The sequence below is a fragment of the Burkholderia cepacia complex sp. TUM26381 genome, assembly GCF_057439935.1.
Genome location: NZ_CM172007.1, coordinates 2,923,067 through 2,943,173, shown reverse-complemented (window position 1 = coordinate 2,943,173; position 20,107 = coordinate 2,923,067). Strand labels below are relative to the sequence as shown.

General features: G+C 66.5%; 20 protein-coding genes. 9 read left to right on the top strand and 11 right to left on the bottom strand.

Going from position 1 to position 20,107, the window contains the following annotated elements; all coding sequences use genetic code 11:
• Nucleotides 1–10 precede the first annotated feature (10 nt).
• The 5 genes from ACWMMN_RS29945 to ACWMMN_RS29925 all read right to left on the bottom strand — a co-directional run bounded on the left by ACWMMN_RS29945 (nucleotide 11) and on the right by ACWMMN_RS29925 (nucleotide 5,100).
• On the bottom strand, nucleotides 11–2,128 hold the full coding sequence (locus tag ACWMMN_RS29945) for a TonB-dependent receptor (protein WP_486423538.1): 2,118 nt from the start codon (nucleotides 2,126–2,128) through the stop codon (nucleotides 11–13).
• Nucleotides 2,129–2,169: 41 nt separating this feature from the next.
• Nucleotides 2,170–3,639 (bottom strand): PepSY-associated TM helix domain-containing protein, encoded by a 1,470-nt coding sequence (locus ACWMMN_RS29940; protein ID WP_174993365.1) that lies wholly within the window; start codon nucleotides 3,637–3,639, stop codon nucleotides 2,170–2,172.
• Nucleotides 3,640–3,881: 242 nt separating this feature from the next.
• Nucleotides 3,882–4,367 (bottom strand): hypothetical protein, encoded by a 486-nt coding sequence (locus ACWMMN_RS29935; protein ID WP_059237708.1) that lies wholly within the window; start codon nucleotides 4,365–4,367, stop codon nucleotides 3,882–3,884.
• A gap of 84 nt (nucleotides 4,368–4,451) precedes the next feature.
• A complete protein-coding gene (locus ACWMMN_RS29930) occupies nucleotides 4,452–4,688 on the bottom strand; it encodes a hypothetical protein (RefSeq protein WP_174993367.1) in 237 nt (78 codons plus the stop codon).
• Nucleotides 4,689–4,776: 88 nt separating this feature from the next.
• Nucleotides 4,777–5,100, bottom strand: a complete 324-nt coding sequence (locus tag ACWMMN_RS29925) for a hypothetical protein (protein ID WP_059237706.1) — start codon at nucleotides 5,098–5,100, stop codon at nucleotides 4,777–4,779.
• Nucleotides 5,101–5,692: 592 nt separating this feature from the next.
• On the opposite strand from ACWMMN_RS29925, the gene ACWMMN_RS29920 reads away from it, so the two are divergent.
• Genes ACWMMN_RS29920 through ACWMMN_RS29910 form a run of 3 tightly spaced genes read left to right on the top strand, consistent with a single transcriptional unit; the run spans nucleotide 5,693 to nucleotide 7,425 of the window.
• Nucleotides 5,693–6,337 carry a LysE family translocator gene (locus ACWMMN_RS29920; RefSeq protein WP_486423537.1) on the top strand — a complete coding sequence of 215 codons (645 nt, stop codon included), beginning with the start codon at nucleotides 5,693–5,695 and terminating at the stop codon, nucleotides 6,335–6,337.
• 33 nt (nucleotides 6,338–6,370) lie between these two features.
• Nucleotides 6,371–6,850: a hypothetical protein gene (locus ACWMMN_RS29915; protein WP_340625371.1), complete on the top strand. Its 480-nt coding sequence runs from the start codon at nucleotides 6,371–6,373 to the stop codon at nucleotides 6,848–6,850.
• Nucleotides 6,847–7,425, top strand: coding sequence for a hypothetical protein (locus ACWMMN_RS29910; RefSeq protein WP_486423536.1), 579 nt, complete (start codon nucleotides 6,847–6,849; stop codon nucleotides 7,423–7,425). The genes ACWMMN_RS29915 and ACWMMN_RS29910 overlap by 4 nt, the downstream gene beginning before the upstream one ends.
• Before the next feature lie 69 nt (nucleotides 7,426–7,494).
• Here the strand turns inward: ACWMMN_RS29910 and ACWMMN_RS29905 are convergent, their stop codons facing one another.
• Both ACWMMN_RS29905 and ACWMMN_RS29900 read right to left on the bottom strand, forming a co-directional pair.
• A complete protein-coding gene (locus ACWMMN_RS29905; RefSeq protein ID WP_256086806.1) occupies nucleotides 7,495–9,123 on the bottom strand; it encodes an NADP-dependent glyceraldehyde-3-phosphate dehydrogenase in 1,629 nt (542 codons plus the stop codon).
• 781 nt (nucleotides 9,124–9,904) lie between these two features.
• Entirely contained in the window at nucleotides 9,905–10,066 is a 162-nt protein-coding gene (locus tag ACWMMN_RS29900; RefSeq protein WP_486423535.1) for a hypothetical protein, read from the bottom strand.
• On the opposite strand from ACWMMN_RS29900, the gene ACWMMN_RS29895 reads away from it, so the two are divergent.
• The gene (locus tag ACWMMN_RS29895) at nucleotides 10,056–12,185 is read left to right on the top strand and encodes a TonB-dependent receptor (RefSeq protein ID WP_174993371.1); all 2,130 of its coding nucleotides are present in this window, start codon (nucleotides 10,056–10,058) and stop codon (nucleotides 12,183–12,185) included. The two genes, ACWMMN_RS29900 and ACWMMN_RS29895, sit on opposite strands and share 11 nt — an antisense overlap.
• Nucleotides 12,186–12,214: 29 nt before the next feature.
• Nucleotides 12,215–12,724, top strand: coding sequence for a hypothetical protein (locus ACWMMN_RS29890; protein ID WP_486423534.1), 510 nt, complete (start codon nucleotides 12,215–12,217; stop codon nucleotides 12,722–12,724).
• A 19-nt stretch (nucleotides 12,725–12,743) separates the two neighbouring features.
• On the opposite strand, the gene ACWMMN_RS29885 is transcribed toward ACWMMN_RS29890, so the two are convergent.
• Complete coding sequence (locus tag ACWMMN_RS29885; RefSeq protein WP_174993372.1) at nucleotides 12,744–13,691, bottom strand: LysR family transcriptional regulator; 948 nt, start codon at nucleotides 13,689–13,691, stop codon at nucleotides 12,744–12,746.
• A 225-nt stretch (nucleotides 13,692–13,916) separates the two neighbouring features.
• Here ACWMMN_RS29885 and ACWMMN_RS29880 point away from each other — a divergent pair, with 225 nt between their 5' ends.
• The gene (locus ACWMMN_RS29880; RefSeq protein WP_059237700.1) at nucleotides 13,917–14,945 is read left to right on the top strand and encodes a DUF1338 domain-containing protein; all 1,029 of its coding nucleotides are present in this window, start codon (nucleotides 13,917–13,919) and stop codon (nucleotides 14,943–14,945) included.
• Nucleotides 14,946–15,288: 343 nt separating this feature from the next.
• Here the strand turns inward: ACWMMN_RS29880 and ACWMMN_RS29875 are convergent, their stop codons facing one another.
• From ACWMMN_RS29875 to ACWMMN_RS29865, 3 genes are all read right to left on the bottom strand, one after another.
• Entirely contained in the window at nucleotides 15,289–15,486 is a 198-nt protein-coding gene (locus ACWMMN_RS29875; RefSeq protein ID WP_048251752.1) for a CsbD family protein, read from the bottom strand.
• A 66-nt stretch (nucleotides 15,487–15,552) separates the two neighbouring features.
• Entirely contained in the window at nucleotides 15,553–15,903 is a 351-nt protein-coding gene (locus tag ACWMMN_RS29870; RefSeq protein WP_059237699.1) for a BON domain-containing protein, read from the bottom strand.
• Nucleotides 15,904–15,960: 57 nt separating this feature from the next.
• Nucleotides 15,961–16,125 carry a hypothetical protein gene (locus ACWMMN_RS29865; RefSeq protein WP_174993373.1) on the bottom strand — a complete coding sequence of 55 codons (165 nt, stop codon included), beginning with the start codon at nucleotides 16,123–16,125 and terminating at the stop codon, nucleotides 15,961–15,963.
• Between the two features lie 370 nt (nucleotides 16,126–16,495).
• Between ACWMMN_RS29865 and ACWMMN_RS29860 the strand changes: the two genes are divergently transcribed.
• The 3 genes from ACWMMN_RS29860 (at nucleotide 16,496) to ACWMMN_RS29850 (ending at nucleotide 19,944) form a co-directional block, all read left to right on the top strand.
• Entirely contained in the window at nucleotides 16,496–18,028 is a 1,533-nt protein-coding gene (locus tag ACWMMN_RS29860; protein WP_059237698.1) for a helix-turn-helix transcriptional regulator, read from the top strand.
• A 153-nt stretch (nucleotides 18,029–18,181) separates the two neighbouring features.
• Nucleotides 18,182–18,373: a CsbD family protein gene (locus ACWMMN_RS29855; protein ID WP_059237697.1), complete on the top strand. Its 192-nt coding sequence runs from the start codon at nucleotides 18,182–18,184 to the stop codon at nucleotides 18,371–18,373.
• A gap of 419 nt (nucleotides 18,374–18,792) precedes the next feature.
• Nucleotides 18,793–19,944 (top strand): branched-chain amino acid ABC transporter substrate-binding protein, encoded by a 1,152-nt coding sequence (locus tag ACWMMN_RS29850; RefSeq protein WP_059237696.1) that lies wholly within the window; start codon nucleotides 18,793–18,795, stop codon nucleotides 19,942–19,944.
• Nucleotides 19,945–20,107 lie beyond the last annotated feature (163 nt).

Sequence of the window (20,107 nt, the reverse complement as noted above, 5' to 3'; positions counted from 1 at the left end):
GCATGCGCCGTCAGAACCGGTAGTTCGCCAGTACTTCGAACCGCCGGTCGTTGCCGAGCAGGTACTGCGTCTCGTTGTAGTACGCGGATTGCACGTAGCGGCGGTTGAACACGTTGTACGCGCGTGCGGTGATCGTCGTGTCCTTGCGCGGCTTCCACGCGAGGCCGAGATCGACGGTCGTGTACGACGGCATCACGAGCTGGTTCGCGGTGTCGGCGAAGCGCTTGCCGACGTACTTGACGCCCGCGATGCCCGTCCAGTCCGGCGCGAAGCGCCAGCTCACCCACAGGTTCGCGAGCCGCTGCGGCACCGACACCGGCACGTTGCCCGCGCGCGACACCGTCGTGCCGCCGGACGACTGCTGGAAGTCGTCGTACTTCGCGCGCAGGATCGACACGTTCGCGTCGACGCGCCAGTCCTTCGCGATCTCCGCACCGACCGTCGCCTCGAGCCCGCGCGACGATTGCTGGCCGACCTGGATCGACTGGTTCGGGTTCACCGGGTCGGCCGTCAGCAGGTTGCTCTTGACGATCCGGTACGCGGCGAGCGTCCATTCCGCCTTGCCGTCGAGGAACGACTGCTTCACGCCGATCTCGATCTGCTTGCCGGTCGCGAGCGTGAAGTTCGCCTTCGACGCATTCAGCGACAGCAGCGAGCTGACCGGATCGGCCGATACCGAGTACTGGCCATACACGGCGAGACCGGGCCGCACGTCGTACACGGTGCCGATGCGCCAGCCGGTGTTCGCGAACACCTTCGTGAACGCGCCGCCGTTCACGAGATCGTCGCGGTTCACGCTCGCGTGGTCGTAGCGCAACCCGCCGATCACCGACCAGCGCGGCGTGATCTCGAGCCGGTTCTCCGCGAACAGCGCGTACTGGTTCGACTGGCTGCGGTACTTCGGAACGGTGCCGGCCGTGTTGATGAAACTGCCCGGGTCGAAATTGAACGGATCGACCGTCGACGTGCCCGAGTACGGCGAGTTGTTGTCGTGCTGGAACGTCGTGTGGTTGAACTCGAAGCCGGTCGAGAACGTGTTGCGCATGCCGAGCAGCGCGCTGCTGACCGTGGCCGTCGTCACGTTGCCGTACTGTTCCTGGTCGTGGAAGATTTCCGTGTAGCTGCTGCGCCGGACCTGCGCGCTCGACGGCAGGTACGTGTAGTACTCGGCATCCTTCCAGTGACGGTTGCTCTTCATCCGGTACAGCGTGGTCGTCACGTTCAGGCTGTCGCTCGGCTGCCAGTTCGCCGATACGGTGGCCCAGCTGTCGCGAAACGCGATGTCGCTGTCGCCGACGTTGTAGTTCTTCTTGTCGAGTGCCCGATCGCGCGCGCCGTTCACGAGCGGCACGCCGAAATACTGCATCGGGTGCATGAAGCCCTGCGCGTACGACGCCGTGACGGTCAGGTCCGGCGTCACGTCGTAGCGCAGCGCGCCGGAGATCGACAGGTTGCGCGAGTCGCCGCGGTCGACCCAGTTCGACGAGCGGTTGCCGCTGATGTCGAAGCGGTACGACAGCTTGTCGTTGAGCGCGCCGCCGCTGCCGAACGCAGCCCGCGCCGTGCCCTCGGTGCCGCCGCCGACCTGCAGCTCGTTGCGGATCGGCGTGCGCGTCGGCTTCTTCGGCACGATGTTGACCACGCCGCCGATCGCGCCTTCGCCGTAGATCACCGACGCGGGGCCGCGCAGCACGTCGATATGGTCGACCGACCACGTGTCGAACGGGAACGTGACGCCGATCGCGCCGTACGGGCGTACGCCGTCGTAGAGCTGCGTGACCGACGATGCGCCGACGAAGCCGCGCGCACTCAGCTCCGAATTGCCGTTGCCGGGATGCGGCGACGCACTGATGCCGGCGGCGCGGCTCACCGCGTCGATGATCGAACTGTCGCCGCGCGTGTCGAGCGTCGCGCGGTTGATCTGCTCGACGCTCGCGGGCGTTTCGAGCGACGACAGGCCGAGATGGCTGCCGGTGTCGAGCGGCTGCGTGAGCGCGGGTGCCTTCTGCGCGTCGACGCGGATCGGGGCGAGCGTGGCGCTGGTGCGGTCGACGCCGCTTTCCTGTGCCTGCCCGGCCGGAGAAAAGGCCGCGAGCACGGCGGCGGGCAGCATCAATCTGAACTTCATCGTTTCGGTTTCCTTCGAATGGGTGGAAGCGCTTGCGTCGATTACGCTGCCGCGCGCGTCGCGCGGCCGAACAGCAGCCGGTCGAGCAACCAGACCGCGACGATCGTGATTCCCATCAGCGGGAAGACGATGCCGAGCAGCACGAGCCCGGCGATCCAGCCGCGCATCGGCGGCGTGCCGCGTTCGCGCGACGGTGCGCCCAGCTTTCCGGCCGGGCGGCGCTTCCACCACATCACGGTGCCCGTGACGGCCATCGCGGCCAGTCCGAGCGACAACACTGCGCAAATGATCTGGTTCGCGAGCCCGAAGTAACGGCCCATGTGCAGCGACGTGCCGTACGACACGGCCTGCGATACCGCGCCGTAGTCGTCGTAGCGGATGTCTTTCAATACCGCGCCGCTGTACTGGTCGACGTAGATCGTGCGTTCCGCTTTCGGGTCGGCCGGGAAGTACGACGCGGTGAACACGCCGTCCGCGCCGGACGGCAGCGCGAGCGTGTAGCCGCTCGTCACGCCCAGGCCGGCGACGGTCGCGATCGCGCGGGCCAGCGGCAACGGTGCGGGGGTCGGCGCCGACGGCGATTGCGGAACGGGCACGTTGCCGACCGCCCACGGCGTTTGCGGCAATGGCAGGTCGTCCATCACCATCCCCGGCATCGAATCGCCCGAATCGTGGTGATGGCCGGACGGTGCGGCGGCGTGCGCCGGCGCCTGCCCGGGCGTCGTGGCGGTGCCCGGTCGCGTCGAGCGCACCGATGAGCCGCCCCATGCGCCTTCCGGCGCGCCGAGGTTCACGGTCGCGGCGAGCGCCTTGAAGTTCTTGCCCCACGAGCCCGACCACGGCAGCCCCGTCAGGATGAACGCGACCGTGCCGGCCGCGAGCCAGATACCGGCTGTCGCGTGGAGGCTTTTCCACAGCGGCCGGCCGCGCAGCGACAGGTCGGGCCGCAGTGCGCGCCCGACGCGCTCGGCGCCGCGCGGCCACCACAGCGCGATGCCGGTGCCGATCATGACGAAGGTCCAGCAGGCGGCAAGCTCCATCAGCAGCTCGCCCGTCTTGCCGAGCAGCAGCTTGCGATGCAGCATCCGGTCGACCTGCATGAAGCGGTTGTCGACGCTCAGCGTGCCGAGCACGCCGCCGTCGTACGGGTTCACGTACACGCTCTCGCGGCTGCCGTCGCGCAGCCGGAAACCATACTCGGCGCTGCGGTCCGGCGCGGTGGACACTTGCACGGACACCGGCGTTGCACCGGCCGGCATCGCGGTGCGTGCGCGTGCGAGCAGCGTGTCGGCGTCGAGCCGCGGCGTCGCGCGCGGTTCGACGATCAGCCGGTGCGGATAGAGCAGCGGCTCGATCTGCGGCTGGAAGCAATAGAGCGTGCCCGTGATCGCGAGGATCACGAGGAACGGCATCACGAACAGGCCGGCATAGAAGTGCCAGCGCCAGAGCGTCCGGTAACCGGCGCTTGCGGAACGGGTGGGCGAGATTGCCCGATCGACGGTCGTCGACATGGTGTCAGCTCCTCGTGAGCGTCGAGCGGCGGGGCCGGCGCGGGCCCGCTGCCGTCAACGTGCGTCGCACCCGCATGCGTGCAGGGGCGCAACGGGCGGCGCGGCGTCATGCGCAAGCGATGCGCAACGCGGCGCCGCCCGCGCGATGCGGGCATGCGGATGAACGCGTGAATCAGGTCGTGTGAAACGAACGGCGTGAAGGCGCATGCACATTGACGTGCACGCGCCGCAAGGCGGAACGTTCAGCAGAACAGAGGAGGTGCGCGGGAGGGCGGGCGATCGTCGAATATCGATCGCACGAAAGGGATACTGTCGAAATGAATGCGGAACCGTCGCGGCGCCGCGGCGGGAAACAGCAGCACCAGCAGCACGAACGACGCGAGTGCGGTGAATAGCGCTGCACCGAAGGCGCAGAGGCTGTCGCCGTTTCCGGAGGACGCGGTCTTGTCGGCGTGCGCATCATGCTTGAGCGCATCGACGAGCGCCAACGCGTCGTTGGCCGGCGTGATCGGCGCGCTCGCATCGAAGCGGGCGGCCAGTGCGGCGCCGGTGACGATCAGCGGGCCGCGGCCCGAACACAGCACCACCGAGCCCGCCTCCGGACCATCCGGATCGAGCATCACGGCGCCCGACATCAGCGCGCGGGACAGCAGCGTCACGAGGAGGAATCCCCACAGCAGTTGTCGCGCGACGCCTGGCCGGAGCAGGAAGCGGCGAAGTGCGTTCATGGCGCGCGATTGTACCTCCGTTTGCGGGGAGGGGCCGTCGGGCAGCACGGGTGGGCGGTCAGGCCCGGCCGAAGCCGGCCACGTTCAGGGCCGGCGGGGCGTATCGGCGGAACCGGGCGCGATGTCGTGTTCGCCTTCGGCTTCGTCGCCGGCCAGCAGACCGGAGAGATCGGCCGGCGACAGTCGCCGCATCGTGCGTTCGACGTCGTGATCGTAGCGGCGATCGTTCGGGTCGAGATGTTTCTGTGCCTTGCGCCCGTACCGCTTCGCGAAGACGCAGAGTTCGCCGGCCAGTCGCGATGTCCGGTTCGCGATGCTCATGCGGCGAGATTACCGGGCATCCGCGCACATCGGGAATGAGCGGGTTTGCCGCACGTGCCGTTCGCCGCAGACGATGCGTCGTGCCGGCTCAGACCGGATACGCGTCGTCGACCTTCAGGTTCGCGAGCCGGAACAGCGTGCGCAGCGTCTGCGGATGAATGTCGCGGTGCGCGGCGAGCGACGTCAGCATGAAGTCGAGCACCTTCGCGTAGCGGAGCAGCACGAGGCAGCGGGCGAGATCGGGCGTGTGGCCGCGCATGTCTTCGGCGAGATTGACCATTTGCGTCGACAGCGTGCGGGCCATCTCGAGTTCCATCTGCTGTTTTTCGGTCCAGTCGGGCAGCGGCTGTTCGAGCACCTTCGCGAGAAAGAGCTGGAACGACGGATCGGACGAGTTGGGCAGCGCATTCATGAAGGGCCTCGTTGCATGTGCGGATCGTTCGGGCGGGTTCTTGGACGCGCCCGAGGGGGATTCCTGTCCGCGCGATGACCGGCGCGGCTTTTACCCGAATGGAATGCAGATTCCGTACCAGCGTCGTCAGACGATTGTTGAGTAATGTTGAGCAGTGATACGGCGCGGGTCGGCGAGTCCCGCCGGGACTGGATTGCGCAGTCGGTCGAGAAAGGTGTCTACGGACGGGAGGGCCGGGGCGTCGGGTGCCCAACGCGGCCCGACGAGGCGAAATGCTTCACGGATGTAACGTAACGCCGGCATCGGACGCGTCGTGCGTTTCTGCCGACGAACGGCCGGAACGACGCGTGCAGCGCGGTCTGGCCACGTCTGCCGTACGTTCGGCGGCGGAAGGCGGCGGCACGGGACGACTGCCGTTGCATCGCGGGAACCGGCGGCGAATGCGCCGGTTGTTTCAAAACAGAGACACGCTTGCGCGGGGCGACCTGGTTGCACGGCCGCTGAACTGGCCCAGCGAATTGCTGGCCAACTGTTCATGGGCAGACGGCGTGCGTTTGCCAACAATCTCCGGATCATCCCTGCGAGGTTCGACATGAGCGTCTCCACCTTCTTCTCGGCCAACCTGCTGCTGGCGTACACGGCGTATTTCATCGGCACGGCCAGCCCGGGGCCGAGCAATCTGGCAATCATGTCGGTCGCCGCGAACCAGGGCCGCAAAGCGGCGCTCGCGTTCGCGCTCGGTGTGATCTCCGGGTCGATGTTCTGGGCGACGGTGGCCGCGCTTGGCGTGTCGGCCGCGCTGCTCGCGTGGTCGAAGCTGCTGGTCGCGATCAAGGTCTTCGGCGGGTTGTACCTGTTGTGGCTCGCGTTCAAGTCGGGGCGCACGGCGCTGTCGGGGCCGGCGGCGGCATCGGCGAACGCGGCGAGCGAGCCGCGGCTGTCGCGCTTCTACGTGCGCGGCGCGATGCTGCATTTGACCAATCCGAAGGCGATCCTCGTATGGGTGTCGATCGTCGCGCTGTCGTCGAACGGTGCGGGCGCGTCGCACGGCGCCGTCGTGCCGGGCTGCCTCGCGATCGGCTGCGTGGTGTTCGGCGGCTATGCGCTCGTGTTCTCGATGGACGGTGCGCGCCGGTTGTACGTGCGCGGCCGCCACGCGATGGAGGCGTGTCTGGCCGTCGTGTTCGGCGTGGCGGGGATCAGGCTGCTGGTGACCAACGTCCAGGGCGTACGATAGGTCGATTCACAAGCGATTTCCGATGGGGGGAAGATGGGCCGCAACCTCGAAATCTGGCGTATCGCCATGGTGCTGGCGCCGACGAGCCTGCGTAGTCGAATCCATGCGTTTCCAGGCGATCGGTCGCGGGATGCCAACTGGACGCTGGAACAGCAGCAGGAATATATCGATGCGATCCTCCGCGACCGGTGGGTCGACACGCAAGTGTGGATGCGCACATCGGGAGACGACGGGTTTGCGCGTTTCGGGGTGGTTGACGGGATGCGGCGTCTCAGGACGATCTGGCAATTCGGAGATGGCACGTTGCCGCTATCAGGCTCGTGCGGCCCGATCGACGGCGAAGTCGTGGCAGGGATGCGATACGACGAACTGCCGGAAGCCGTTCGGGCGCGATTTCTGGCATACGAGTTTGCCGTGTTTTCATTCGACGGCGACGACGTCGTTGACGTGTTCGAGCGCGTCAATCGCGTGGCCGAGCCGCTCGGCGCAATTGAACACGGGAACATGACGTGAGTCGATTTCGCGCCATCGTGCCGGGCTTGCTGGGCGCGGGGCTGTCTGTTTGTCTGGCGTTCGGCTGTGCCGCTCGCGAGCCGGCGTTGCCTGACATATCCACCGCGCAGGCCCCCGTGCTGCGGGATCTCGCTGACATTCGCCTCGCGGTCCGCTCAATCGACTGCGACGACCTGAATCAGTGTTCGGTCGTGGCGCGAGGCGTCTACCAGGGCAGGACGGTCGGTCTCAAGGTCGTGTTCGGCGTGCGTGCCGGCACCGGCCGGGGAATTGCCTACCAGTCGATCGGCGGCGAGAGTGACGCGTTGCTGGACGCGATGGCAACACTCTACGGACAGCCACTGTCGTCGCCGCATTTTGCGGCGCGCGTGTACGGCGACATGATCGTGCTGAGCGGGGATCTTCGTCGCGTTCGTACGTCGCCGGTGCAGGCGAAGGTGTTTCTCTTCGCGAATGGCGCCGAATCGAGCAACGCCGAGCTGTACACGAACGTCGACGCAACGCGCGGCGTGCTCGAGATTCTTGAAAAGGACCCGAGCTACCGCCGGAATGTGCTGGCGGCGCTCGCACGGTAGGCGGGCAACCGCCGCGGCTTCGCCGAGGGCCTGGCGATCGGGCGGGCGCTGCGACACCCGCCGCGTGCGTCAGAAAATGAAGCCCGTGTTGATGAACTTCGAGTGGTGATCCGACACGATCGAATCGAGCAGCTGCTTGCTGCCGTCGGTCTGCTTCGCGGCGACCATCGAGCGGATCGAGAACGCGCGCAGCGCGTCGCTCACCGACAGTGTGCCTTCGGCCGAATCCTTGCGCCCCGCGAACGGGAACACGTCGGGCCCGCGCTGGCACTGGCAGTTGAGGTTCACGCGGCACACCTGGTTCACGAGCGGATCGACGAGCGCGCCGATCTGCGCCGGATCGGAACCGAAGATGCTGACCTGCTGGCCGTGATCCGACGTCGTCACGTAGTCGAGCGCGGTCTCGACGTCATCGAACGGCGCGACCGGAATGATCGGCCCGAATTGTTCCTCGCGGTACAGCTTCATCCCTTCGGACACCGGATACACGACGGCCGGGTAGAACAGCGTCTTGCTGAACTCGCCGCCCGAGTGATTGACGACCTGCGCGCCCTTGGCCTTTGCATCGTCGATCGCGTCCGTCATGTACGCCGTGCGATGCATGCCCGGAAGCGGCGTGATGCTGACGCCTTTCTCCCACGGCATGCCGATCTTCAGCTGTTCGAGCGCAGCGGTAAAGCGCTTCAGGAATTCGTCGACGATCGAGCGATGCACGAGCAGCATCTTCAGCGCGGTGCAGCGCTGGCCGTTGAACGACAGCGCGCCGAGCAGGCACTCCTTCACGGTCAGGTCGAGATCGGCGTCGGGCAGCACGATCGCCGCGTTCTTCGCGTCGAGGCCGAGGATCGCGCGCAGGCGGTGCGACTTCGGGTGCTGCTTCTTCAGGTGATCGGCCACCTTGCTCGACCCGATCAACGCGAGCACGTTGATCTTGCCCGACGCGAGCATGTGCGGCACGACCACCGCGCCCGGCGCGTAGATCGTGTTGATCACGCCCTTCGGGAACGCGTCGCGGAACGCTTCGAGCAGCGGCTCGAACAGCAGCGTGCCGTACTGGGGCGGCTTGAACACCACGGTGTTGCCCATCAGCAGCGCGGGGATCAGCGTTGCGAACGTCTCGTTCAGCGGATAGTTGTACGGGCCCATGCACAGCACGACGCCGAGCGGCGTGCGGCGGATCTGGCCGATCGTGCCTTCGGCGATCACGAAGCGCGAGTTCGCGTTGTCCAGTTCCTTCAGCGCGTCGATCGTCTGCGTCATGTACGTGACGGTGCGATCGAATTCCTTCTGCGAATCGGCGAGGCTCTTGCCGATTTCCCACATGATCAGGTTCACGACGAGTTCGCGTTGCGCGACCATCCGCTTGATGAAGTCCTGCATGCACGCGATGCGTTGCTCGACCTTCATCGTCGGCCACTCGCCACGGCCGGCATCGTATGCGCGCACCGCGGCGTCGAGCGCCGCGTCGCTTTCCGGTTCGCCCATCACCGGGTAGCTGCCGATCTCGACCTGCTCGACGCTGCCGTCCGCCTGTCGCACGCACACGGGCGACAGGACGGTCTTGGTCGCGCCATCCCACGGTCGCAACGCGCCGTCGACGAGCGACACGCGCTGGTGGATCGGGGCGGTGAGCCGGAATTCGGCGGGGATGTCCTGATAGGCGGGAAACAGCTGCTGCAAGGAGGCGGAATCGGGCATGACGGTCTCGTTTGACGGGGTGTCCGGGAGGGACGGGCGATGCGAATCCTGAGCTGAATGATCCTCGATCCTGAATCGGCATCATGACGCGCACGCGACTGCGCGTCACGCGGGACCCTGGCCGATTCAACGAATGGAACCAGTTCCATTAAAAAGGAACGCCGTCTCGAATGCAAGGATGGCCGAATGGCATCGCGCGAACCGTAAGTATTTGGAAAGACTGTTGACGAATGGCCGGTATAACGTGCCTGGTGCAACCGCAAACGTTTCACTTTGGCCGGATTGGGCGGATAATGGCGCAGCGCGGCGAAGAAAAAAATGAAGTGAGCCTGAGAGCAGACGTAGTGAAGAATAGAAGTAGGTCCGCCGCGTTGCCGATGCGAGGTCGGCTGCCCGGAGCGCCGGGTCGGGGTTGCCCGGTCCGGCGCGCACCGGACCTTTGAATCCGTTCCGCCTGCCCGCCCCGATCCTTCGTGATCCTCTCCAATCTCGTCCCTTCCGTTTCCCGGCTCCCGTATTCGATGTGATCGCCGCTACGCGATCCGGTCGATCCTGTTCTTTCATTTTCATTACGTTTCGGGCGCATTCATTCCGTCGAACAGAAAGGCATTCGTCAGGAATGCAGATCGCCATGTGCGCGCACGTTGCGGACAGGAGACACGTTAAAAATTAACTAAAAATACGAATCATTCTCGTTTATTATTTCGCCCGATTACGAACCATGACGGGATGTCACGGCTGGTTCATGCCGGGCGTGCCGGCCGGCATCCATCCGTGCCGGTCATTCGCCGGCCGGCATGCGCAACGGGCGATCCTCCGCGCGCGTCATCTCCTTCACGGAAAGGGCTTCACCCGCCGGTTCGTCGCGTGATTCGCGCATTGGCCGGGTGTGCTTTCGTTCGCCGCAATTCTTCACCACCTCTACGTTCACGATGAAACTCAACAAGAGCGCCTGCCATGCGCTTCTGATCGCCACGTCGCTGGCTGGCGCACGCACTTCGTTTGCACAGGCGAGCGAAGCCGCCGCGACCTTGCCCGCGATTTCCGTCAACGCGGCCGCCGAGCATGCGTCGTACGACGGCGGACACTCGCGTGCAGCGACCAAGACCGACATGTCGCTGATGGACGTGCCGCAGACGGTGAACGTCGTCCCGCACGCGGTGATCGAGGACCAGAACGCGACGTCGATGCAGGACGCGCTGCGCAACGTGCCGGGCGTCGGCTTCTCGGTCGGCGACGGCCAGCGCGACCAGATCACGATCCGCGGTTTCAACAGCATCACGGACCAGTACGTCGACGGCATTCGCGACGATGCGCTGTACTACCGCGACCTGTCGAACGTCGATCGCGTCGAGGTGCTGAAGGGGCCGGCGGCCGTACTGTACGGGCGTGGTTCGGCGGGCGGCATCGTGAACCGCGTGCTGAAGCGGCCGCTGGCGACCCCGGTGAACGACGTGGGCGTGACGCTCGGCACGCGCGGCGAGCGGCGCGGCGAATTCGACCTCGGCTGGAACGCGAACGATGCGGCGCGTTTTCGCGTCACCGGCGCGGCCGAGAACTCGAACAGCTTCCGCGACCAGTTCCAGCTCAACCGCCAGGCGATCGCGCCGTCCGCGCAGTTCAAGCTCGACAGCGACACGGTGCTGAACGTCGAATTCGACTACCTGCACGACCGCCGCACGTCCGACCAGGGCCTGCCCGCGTATCTCGGCCGGCCGGTCGACGTGCCGATCAACACGTATTACGGCTCGGCCGATGCGGCGAACAGCTCGTACAACGACATTTCCGCGAAGAGCGCGACGGTGTCGCTCGATCACCGCTTCAACGATTCGCTGTCGTTCCACGGCGCGATCCGCGCGTACGACTTCTCGCTCGAGCGCAAGAACTACGTGACGTACGAGCCGATCAAGACCGCCGCGCACCCGGTGGTCACGCTCGACCAGTCGACGCGCCAGCGCACCGATCACGGCATCGACGGCCTGTTCGAACTGACGCAGAAGACGTCGTTGTTCGGCATGCGCCACGAGCTGCTGTACGGGCTCGAACTGTCGCAGCAGCAGAAGTTCGACACGATCTACAGCGTGACGAAGGTCGCGACCTACGATCTCTTCAATCCGCAGCCGGTGATCCTGCCCGGCGTGCCGACCGGCGCGCGGGCGAAGACGAACGCATCGACGGTGGTCGGGCTCGCAGGCGTCTACGCACAGGACCTGATTTCGCTGACCGAACACTGGAAGGTGCTCGCCGGTTTGCGCTTCGACTACCTGAACCAGATCCGCCACGACTACACGTCGTCGAACGTCAACCTCGACCGCACCGATCATGCGTGGAGCCCGCGCGTCGGCCTGATCTACGAACCGCTCGACTGGCTGACGCTGTACGGTTCGTTCAGCCAGTCGTTCTCGCCGCTCGCCGACACGCTGATCAGTTCCGGCGCGTTCTCGAACGGCGCCGCGCTCGCGCCGCAGAAAACCACCGCGTATGAAGTCGGCTCGCGCTTCGACCTCGGCGGCAAGGCGACGGCCAGCGTTGCGCTGTTCGACATGCGCCAGACCAACCAGCAGATCGGCGATCCGGCGAATCCCGGCTATGCGCTGCCGATCGGCACGCAGCACGTGCGCGGGATGGAGCTCGGCTTCACCGGCGAGATCGCGCCCAGGTGGTCGGTGTATGCGGGTTACGCGTATATGAACGGCACGGTTGACGGTTCCGCGCAATCGACGGCGGCTGGCCTCGCGGTGTCGAGCAACACGCCGGGGCTGATGCCGCGCCACAGCGCGAACCTGTGGCTCAAGCGCGAGCTGCCGTACGGTTTTTATGCTGCGGCCGGCATGCAGTTCCAGTCGGCGCGCTATACGTCGGCGAGCGATCTCGTCACGCTGCCGTCGTTCACCGTGTTCAACCTGGGGGCCGGCTATCGCAGCAAGAAGGTCGACGTGACGCTCACGCTCGACAACCTGTTCGATCGCCGCTACTTCATCGCCGCGCACGGCAATGCGGACCTGTACAACATGCCCGGCGATCCGCGTACGCTGACTGCCACGGTGAAGTGGCATATGTAACGCCCGTCACGCACGCGCCGTGCGCGACAATGCGGGTCGTCGTCACGATGACCCGCACCGTGTTGCCCATGATCCGCCAAATGATTGATGTGTTGAGCATGACCGGCCGCGCCCGCGTGCCGGGTATCGTATTGTTGCTGGCGTGCGGCTCGGTCGTGGCCGCCGAGCCGGAATGCCATGCGGTGCATGTCGACCGGGCGATCACGCTGTCGGGCCGCTTCGCGGTCGATTACGACGACGATACGATCGGGCCGGACGTGTGGTTCGAAGAAGACGCTGCGTCGGCGAAGCGCTTGCCCGACCGCTCGCAACGCGCGGGCGTGATCGTTTTCACGAACCAGGAGGATGCGCGACGCGGACTGCGGCTGCCCGCCGCGCAGCCGCGCGGCGTGTGCCGGCTCGACGGGCGCGCGACGCTCGTGATCCGCGATCTGGATACGGCGTGCCCGGGGCTGGAAACGCCCGATAGTGCGCGGCTGGTGAAGGTCGTCACGGCTGGCCCGCCGGCGCGGCATGCATGCAACGCCACCGCCCCATGACGTTGGCGCGACAGCGCCGTTACTCGACGTCCTCGTCATCCTCCAGGCCGTCATCCTCCGCCGCGCCCTCCGGCGCCGCATACGCGCTCGCCTGCTCGAGCAGCCAGCCGCGAAACGATTCCAGCGGCTTGCTGTGGCTGAATTCCGTCGGATACACGAGGTAGTACGCCGAATCGCCGACGGTGGCCGCATCGCACGGCACGACGAGGCCGAGCTGCTGCAACTGTTCCTCGACGAAGAACTTCGGCACGAGCGCGACGCCGAGCCCGGCCGCGGCCGCGCTGATCAGCATCGTGTGCAGCTCGTAGCGCACGCCCTGCATCGTGCGGATGTCCTCGATGCCGTGCGCCTCGAACCATTGCGCCCACGCGCCGGGACGCGTCGTCGAGTGCAGCAGCGGATACGCGAGCAGATCCTCGACGCGCTCGACGGGCCCGTCGAGCAGCGCGGGCGAGCAGATCGGCACGACTTCCTCGCCGAACAGGTAGTCGGACGACGTGCCGGGCCAGGTCGGCTTGCCGTAGTGGATCGCGGCTTCGAAGTGGGTGTCCTCGAACGAAAACAGGTCGGTGCGGCTGCCCATGTTCACGCGCACGTCGGGCGTGCGGTCGTAGAAGCTCTTGATGCGCGGGATCAGCCAGTGCGACGCGAAGGTCGGCAACACCGCGAGTTCCAGGTAGCCGCCGCCGCTGCCGTGCGCGATGATCGACAGCGTGTCGCGGTCGAGCGTTTCCAGCGCGCGCCGCACCTGCGTGCCGTACAGCTTGCCGGCGCGCGTCAGCACGACGCGCTGCTTCACGCGGGCGAACAGCCGTACGCCGAGGCTCGCCTCGAGCGTCGCGATCTGGCGCGATACCGCGCTTTCGGTCAGGAACAGCTCCTTGGCCGCGTGCGTGAAGCTTTCGTGGCGCGCGGCGGCTTCGAAAGCCACGAGCGCGCCCATGTTGGGAATCTTGAATTTACGCATGATGCTCGATTTGTCTGACGAACGGGCCCGCGCCGAGTGGGGGCGGAAGGCAGGCGAGGAACGGCTAATAATTCCAAAAACTCATCACGTGTCAATTTAATCTCGCTTTACGCCCCACTGCAACCCTTTGAATAATGCTCCCCACGCAAGGTCAGGCGCCCGTGGGGCGGCCGGCCAACGAGTTGCCGGCACGTTTGCCGGCGGTCCCCCGAGACGAGAATCCTGATGCGCAATCCGAATATCGAGAGCTTGCTGACGAAGCTGCTGGGACAGGCGAAGACCGACGCCCTGTTCTCGACCCTGAACATGCCGGCCATCCTCGAAGAATGGGAAGACGGCGTCGTGACGCGCGCGGAAATCGCGCAGGCGATGAACATGGCGCTGTTCGAAGGGCTGCTCGAGCGTTCGGCGAACGGCCGCGTGTACACGGCCGAAGCGATCGAAAGCGGCGGCTCGGTCTATTTCGACCACGGCGCGCTGCGCACGGTGCGCTGGCCGAACACGGGCGCGCTGCCGCCGGGCGAAGCGGCGTTCACGCGCATCCTGCGTCCGCTCGGCTTCCGCCTGAACGGCCGTTACCCGCTCGACAAGCTCGGCATGACGGGCCGTGCGTATGCGCATGAAGATGCACCGGACGAAATCGCGCAGTTCTTCGTCAGCGAGCTGCATCCGGAACGTTTCTCGAAGGAATTCCAGCAGGCCGTGACGAACGTCGTCAGTTCGTCGCGCGATCCGCTGTCGCCGGCGGCCGTCGCGCTGCTGTGGGAAGTCGAGCGTGAGGGCTGGCTGTCGCTGGAAGCCGCGCACGCGCTGCTGCCCGAGATCGTCGGTGCGTTCGCGCGCCAGCACGACCTGCCGAACGAGCTCGACTACGAAACGCTGCTGATGGAATCGGCGGAAATGGCGTGGATCTCGACCGAAGGCAACGCGTTCAACCACGCGACCGACCGCGTCGCCGACGTGTTCAAGCTGTCGGACGACGAGAAGGCAAAGGGGCGGCCGATGAAGCCGGAAGTCGAGCGTTCGCGTTCGGGCCGCGTGTTCCAGACCGCGTATCGCGCGGATACCGTCGAGCGCGAGTTCCGTACGCGCGACGGCGGCACGGTGAAGCGCAACGTGCCGGGTTCGTTCTACGAGTTCATCACGCGCAAGCGCACGTTCGACCAGGGTGCGCGCCGCTGGGTGACCGACCTGCGCTTCGACGCAGGCAACGCGCAGGGCATCTTCAAGATGACGGCGAACGCGGCGAAGTAACGAAGCACCGCCATAGCCGTGACGAACCGGTCGGGCAGGGCGTGCAGGCGTCCTGCCCGATTTGCGTTTGACGGCCGCGATGCCGCGGAGCGCGCGTGCGTTCGAGCGGCAGCGGCGGAGCGCCGTGCCGCGGTCGATTGCGTCGCCGGGAGGATGAGGGTGCCGCGAAGGCGGCGGGCGCGTGCCGGGCGCCGCGCCGTCAGAAGACGTGCGTGATCAGATAGAACAGCACCAGCAGCCCGAACGGCACGCCGAGCAGCCAGGCGATCAGGTATTTGCCCATGTCGTCGTCCTGATGGCCGCGACGCCATCGGCGCCGCGGCGGGTGAAGTAGCCGGAGGCGTTACAGTTCGCGATCGAATTCCTTCAACTGCTTCTCGGCCGCGTCGCGGGCGATCCCGTAACGTTCCTGGATCTTCCCGGCCAGATAGTCGCGATTGCCTTCCGCGACCGCGAGATCGTCGTCGGTCAGCTTGCCCCACTTGGCCTTCAGCTTGCCGGTGAGCTGCTTCCACTGGCCCTTGATCTTGTCCTCGTTCATCGTGTGCTCCTGTGTCGTAACGGGAAAACTGCGGGAGTAGGCGCGCGGCAACCGCCGCGCGGTAAGTCAGGCCTTCGCCTTCAGGCCGGATGCGTCGACGTGCTTCACGCCCTTCACGGCGCGCGACACGGCGATCGCCTTCTTCACGGCGATCTTGGACGGCAGCACGCCCGTGAGCGTGACCACGCCGTCGACCGTCTTCACGCTGACGTCGGTGCTCTTCACGCCTTCGGTGGTCGCAAGCTCACCCTTCACCTTGGTCGTGATCCACGTGTCGGTGACGGGCTGGTTCGAATGGACCTGCGTGCCGTTGTCGGCCGAGGCGTCCTGCGCAACCGCGTTCGTGAGCGGTGCGGCGCCGAGCAGGAACGCCGCGCTGACGGCGAGCAGCGTCGAAAGATGCGGGGTCTTCTTCATGGATGGGTTCTCCGTCGGTTGGCGAGTCGAATGCGTAAAGGCGAACGGCGTCAGCCGTCACCGGACGATCGGCGTGTCGTAGCCGGGCTCGCGCGGCGGGATATCCGGGCGCGGCATGTCGGGCGGCAGCGGCACCGGCGGATCGGTGCCGGGCGGCGGTTCGGGCGGACTGTCCGGATGCGGTTCGGGCCGCGTCGGATCGGGTGTCTGGTGCAGCTTCATTCGGGCTTCTCCTCTGCGGTTGGGAAGGCAGCGCATGAGCGCCGATGCAGTACCAGCGTACCGATGCGAACGCGAGCGGACATCGCGCAAATTCACCTGATCGGCTAGTGCGTTTGCACGGGGGGCGGGAGGAGCGGGGGGATGCGTCAGTCGAGTGGCGCAAGTGGAAAGCGGGCCAGGCGGATGCGTCCGGGATCGGCGGGATGCCGCACGATGGCGTGCGGCGTGCGAATGTACTATGGCGGATAGTGCATTCGCGCCTGTCATGCGCCCGGGCGGCAAGCGATCATCGCCACACGCGCCGGCCGGCGCGTGTCGACGACGATACGACCGGGCCGGCGGCCAAGTTGACCACGCGGAAAACCATTCGATGAACGAACAGGTAAACGAACAGGTGCTCAAGTCGCATACCGACCGGCGCCAGCTGCACCAGATCATCGCGGGGCTCACCGAGGGCGTGATCCTGGTCGAGCCCGACCAGCGGATCGTCTGGGCGAACGAGGCCGCGCTCGCGATGCATGGCGTGACCGAACTGAAGGCGCTCGGCGCGGACGTCACCGCATACCGCGAGCGCTTCCGGCTGCGCTACCGGAACAACCATCCGGTGCGCGACGGCCACTATCCGATGGATCGCGTGATCGCCGGCGAGGAATTCAGCGACGTGACGGTCGAAGTCGAATCGGCCGCCGACGAGACGTTGAGCTGGGTGCACCGCATCCGCAGCCTCGTGCTGACGAACGCGGCCGGCGAACCCGATTGCCTCGCGCTCGTGCTGCACGACGCAACCGAATGGGCGAGCGCCGAGGAGCGCTTCGAGCGCACCTTCAACGCGAACCCGGCGCCGGCCGTGATCTGCCGGCTCGACGATTTGCGCTACGTGAAGGTCAACCAGGGCTTTCTCGACATGACGGGCCACGCGCGCGACGACGTGCTCGGCCGCTCGGTGTACGAAGTCGACGTGCTCGAACAGGCCGAGCGCCGCGAACTCGCGATCGAGCGGCTTGGCGAAGGCGCGACGATCCCGCAGATGGAAGCCGTGCTGAAACTCGCGGACGGCAGCACGAAGGCGGTGGTCGTTGCCGGGCAGCCGATCGACATGAACGACGAGGCGTGCATGCTGTTCACGTTCATGGATCTCGAGCCGCGCAAGCAGGCCGAGCGCGCGCTGAAGCAGAGCGAGGAACGCTTCGCGACCGCATTCCGGATGGCGCCGGTCGCGACCGCGATCGTCACGGCCGACCGCTTCGAGCTGCTCGACGTGAATGGCGCATTCGCGGCGATGACGGGTCACGCGCAGGACGACCTGCTCGGCAAGTCGGCGGACGAGATCGGGCTGTGGGCCGAGCGTGGCGCGTGGCTGCGCATCGAAGGCCGGCTTGCGCGCGACGGCAGCGTGCGCAACGCGGACGTGCAGATCCGCACGCGCGACGGCGACGTGCGCGATTGCGTCGTGTCGGCCGACCCGGTTGCGATTCACGGGCGCGACTGCCTGCTGGTCGCGCTGCTCGACATCAGCGACCGCAAGCGTACCGAGATGGAGCTCGTCTATGCGATCGAGACCGCGATGCAGGATGCATCGTGGTTCAGCCGCACGCTGATCGAGAAGCTCGCGAACGTGCGGCGCGCGAATGCGCCGGACGCGGGCGCGCAGCTGTCGGACCTGACCGCGCGCGAGCGCGACGTGTTCGACCTGCTGTGCCACGGTCTGGCCGACAAGGAGATTGCCGGCCGCCTCGGGCTCGCGCCGAACACCGTGCGCAATCACGTCGCGACGATCTACGCGAAGCTCGACGTGCACAGCCGCGGCGAGGCGATCGTCTGGGCGCGCGAGCGCGGAATCGTCGGCGCGGCCGAAGCGGGCGGCGCGCGCGGCACGAAGGGCGGCGCGAAGGGCAAGGACTGATACCGGAGGCCGCGGCCGTCGGTACGAATGCACCATGCCCGTTGGTGCATCCGCATCTGCCGCCCGCGGCGCTCGCTTGCGATCCTGTCCACTCGGCGGTGCGGCGCAGGCCGTCACATCGCCGGCTCTCTCCAACCATCGCAGGAGACGACCATGGACAGGAATCGCATCGAAGGCAAGCTCAAGCAGGTCAAGGGTTCGGTCAAGGAAGCGCTCGGCAAGGTGACGGGCGACCGCAAGACGGAAGCGGAAGGCCTGGCCGAACAGCAGGCCGGCAAGCTCCAGGAGAAGGCCGGCGAGGCGGCCGATGCGGTGCGCAAGCATACCGGCGCCGATCGGCACTGACCGATGATGCGGCGTTGCGGGCGCCGCGCAGGCCGGCCGGGCCATCGTCGCAACGATGATGCGCCATCGGCATGACCACGGCCGGCCTTTACCCAAGCGTGCCGCCGCCGTTTCCCACTGAACGATTCCACCCGCGGCCACCGTTGCGCGGGCCGCGGGTCGGCCGCGAACGCGGAACTTGATGATAAATCCTCACAACATAGTTCCGATATTTCGTTTGCTGCACCGGTATTGGCTACCCACAATCCATTCACCTCTTTCGCGACGAAAGGTTCTTCGGAGACGGAACCGCGGTGATCGGCCGGCCGGTTGGGCGCATTGAACGGCGCCCCGGCAGGCAACGACATCACCGGCGCGCCAGAGGTCGCCGACGCGCGGCAAGCGCGCGTTGCACCCCGACCCACAGAAGAAGGATTGCCATGACGTTCCGCATTCGTTCGCTTTCCGGCGCCGCATTGACCGCCGCGCTCCTCGCGTTCCAGACGGGCGCGGCCCACGCGCAGGAAACGGTTGTGAAGGTCGGCGTGGCCGGCCCGCTGACGGGCGGCGGCGCCGCGTACGGCAAGGACATCGAGAACGGCGTGCGCATGGCGGTCGACGAGGCGAATGCCGCGCACACGACGGTCGGCGGCAAGCCGGTGAAATTCGTCGTTGCGTCGCAGGACGACCAGAGCGATCCGCGCACCGGCGTGCAGGCCGCGCAGCAGCTTGCCGACGCGCAGGTGGCCGTCGTGATCGGCCACTTCAATTCCGGCACGACGCTGCCCGCGTCGAAGATCTACGCGAAGGCCGGGATTCCGATGATCACGCCGTCGGCGACCAATCCCGACATCACGCGCGCCGGGCTCGGCACCGTGTACCGCGTGATCGCCACCGACACGCAGAACGCGGGCAACGCCGGTGCGTACGCCGCGAGCGTGACGAAGGCGAAGCGCATCGCGATCATCGACGACCGCACCGCGTTCGGCCAGGGCGAAGCCGACGAATTCGAGAAGGCCGTGAAGGCGAACGGCGGCACGATCGTCGCGCGCGAATTCACGAACGACAAGGCGGTCGATTTCAGCGCGCAGCTCACGAAGATCAAGAGCACCAACGCCGATCTCGTGTTCTTCGGCGGCCTCGACGCGCAGGCGGCGATGCTCGTGAAGCGCATGCGCCAGCTCGGCATCCGCGCGCAGTTCCTCGCAGGCGGCGGCGTGATGAACGCGAACTTCATCAAGCTGGCCGGCAATGCGGCGGAAGGCGCTTCCGTGTGGGAATACGGGCAGCCGCTGTCGCGCCTCGCGAAGGGCAAGCAGTTCGAAACGAAATTCAAGCAGAAGTACGGCATCGACATGCTCGCGTATGCGCCGTTCGCGTACGACGCGACGTGGATCGCGATCAACGCGATGCAGAAGGCGAACTCGACGAAGCCGGCCGATTTCAACGGCGCGCTGAAGGGCACGCGCTACGACGGCATCACGGGCACGATCGCGTTCACGAACACGGGCGACCTGAAGAACCCGAGCTCGACGCTGTATGAAGTGAAGAACGCCGCGTGGCAGCCCGTCACGACGAAATCGGCGGACTGAACGCAACCCGCGCGAGCGGACTTTCGCGGCGATGCCGGACGTGCTGAAATAGCCGAAGCGATCGCCGGGGAAGTCTGCCCGCGCGACGCCGCGCGCGACGCGGCACGAACAACCTGCAGGCGCGGCCGGCTGGCTGCGCCCTTTTACGTGCAACTGGAGTCAG

Excerpts from the sequence above, each read along its gene's own strand:
- ACWMMN_RS29855 (WP_059237697.1), top strand. The coding sequence starts at position 18,182 with ATGGACAGGAATCGCATCGAAGGCAAGCTCAAGCAGGTCAAGGGTTCG.
- ACWMMN_RS29895 (WP_174993371.1), top strand. The coding sequence starts at position 10,056 with ATGAAACTCAACAAGAGCGCCTGCCATGCGCTTCTGATCGCCACGTCG.
- ACWMMN_RS29860 (WP_059237698.1), top strand. The coding sequence starts at position 16,496 with ATGAACGAACAGGTAAACGAACAGGTGCTCAAGTCGCATACCGACCGG.
- ACWMMN_RS29890 (WP_486423534.1), top strand. The coding sequence starts at position 12,215 with ATGCGGGTCGTCGTCACGATGACCCGCACCGTGTTGCCCATGATCCGC.
- ACWMMN_RS29925 (WP_059237706.1), bottom strand. The coding sequence starts at position 5,100 with ATGAATGCGCTGCCCAACTCGTCCGATCCGTCGTTCCAGCTCTTTCTC.
- ACWMMN_RS29935 (WP_059237708.1), bottom strand. The coding sequence starts at position 4,367 with ATGAACGCACTTCGCCGCTTCCTGCTCCGGCCAGGCGTCGCGCGACAA.
- ACWMMN_RS29940 (WP_174993365.1), bottom strand. The coding sequence starts at position 3,639 with ATGTCGACGACCGTCGATCGGGCAATCTCGCCCACCCGTTCCGCAAGC.
- ACWMMN_RS29870 (WP_059237699.1), bottom strand. The coding sequence starts at position 15,903 with ATGAAGAAGACCCCGCATCTTTCGACGCTGCTCGCCGTCAGCGCGGCG.
- ACWMMN_RS29865 (WP_174993373.1), bottom strand. The coding sequence starts at position 16,125 with ATGAAGCTGCACCAGACACCCGATCCGACGCGGCCCGAACCGCATCCG.
- ACWMMN_RS29945 (WP_486423538.1), bottom strand. The coding sequence starts at position 2,128 with ATGAAGTTCAGATTGATGCTGCCCGCCGCCGTGCTCGCGGCCTTTTCT.
- ACWMMN_RS29930 (WP_174993367.1), bottom strand. The coding sequence starts at position 4,688 with ATGAGCATCGCGAACCGGACATCGCGACTGGCCGGCGAACTCTGCGTC.
- ACWMMN_RS29915 (WP_340625371.1), top strand. The coding sequence starts at position 6,371 with ATGGGCCGCAACCTCGAAATCTGGCGTATCGCCATGGTGCTGGCGCCG.
- ACWMMN_RS29880 (WP_059237700.1), top strand. The coding sequence starts at position 13,917 with ATGCGCAATCCGAATATCGAGAGCTTGCTGACGAAGCTGCTGGGACAG.
- ACWMMN_RS29885 (WP_174993372.1), bottom strand. The coding sequence starts at position 13,691 with ATGCGTAAATTCAAGATTCCCAACATGGGCGCGCTCGTGGCTTTCGAA.
- ACWMMN_RS29905 (WP_256086806.1), bottom strand. The coding sequence starts at position 9,123 with ATGCCCGATTCCGCCTCCTTGCAGCAGCTGTTTCCCGCCTATCAGGAC.
- ACWMMN_RS29920 (WP_486423537.1), top strand. The coding sequence starts at position 5,693 with ATGAGCGTCTCCACCTTCTTCTCGGCCAACCTGCTGCTGGCGTACACG.
- ACWMMN_RS29850 (WP_059237696.1), top strand. The coding sequence starts at position 18,793 with ATGACGTTCCGCATTCGTTCGCTTTCCGGCGCCGCATTGACCGCCGCG.
- ACWMMN_RS29875 (WP_048251752.1), bottom strand. The coding sequence starts at position 15,486 with ATGAACGAGGACAAGATCAAGGGCCAGTGGAAGCAGCTCACCGGCAAG.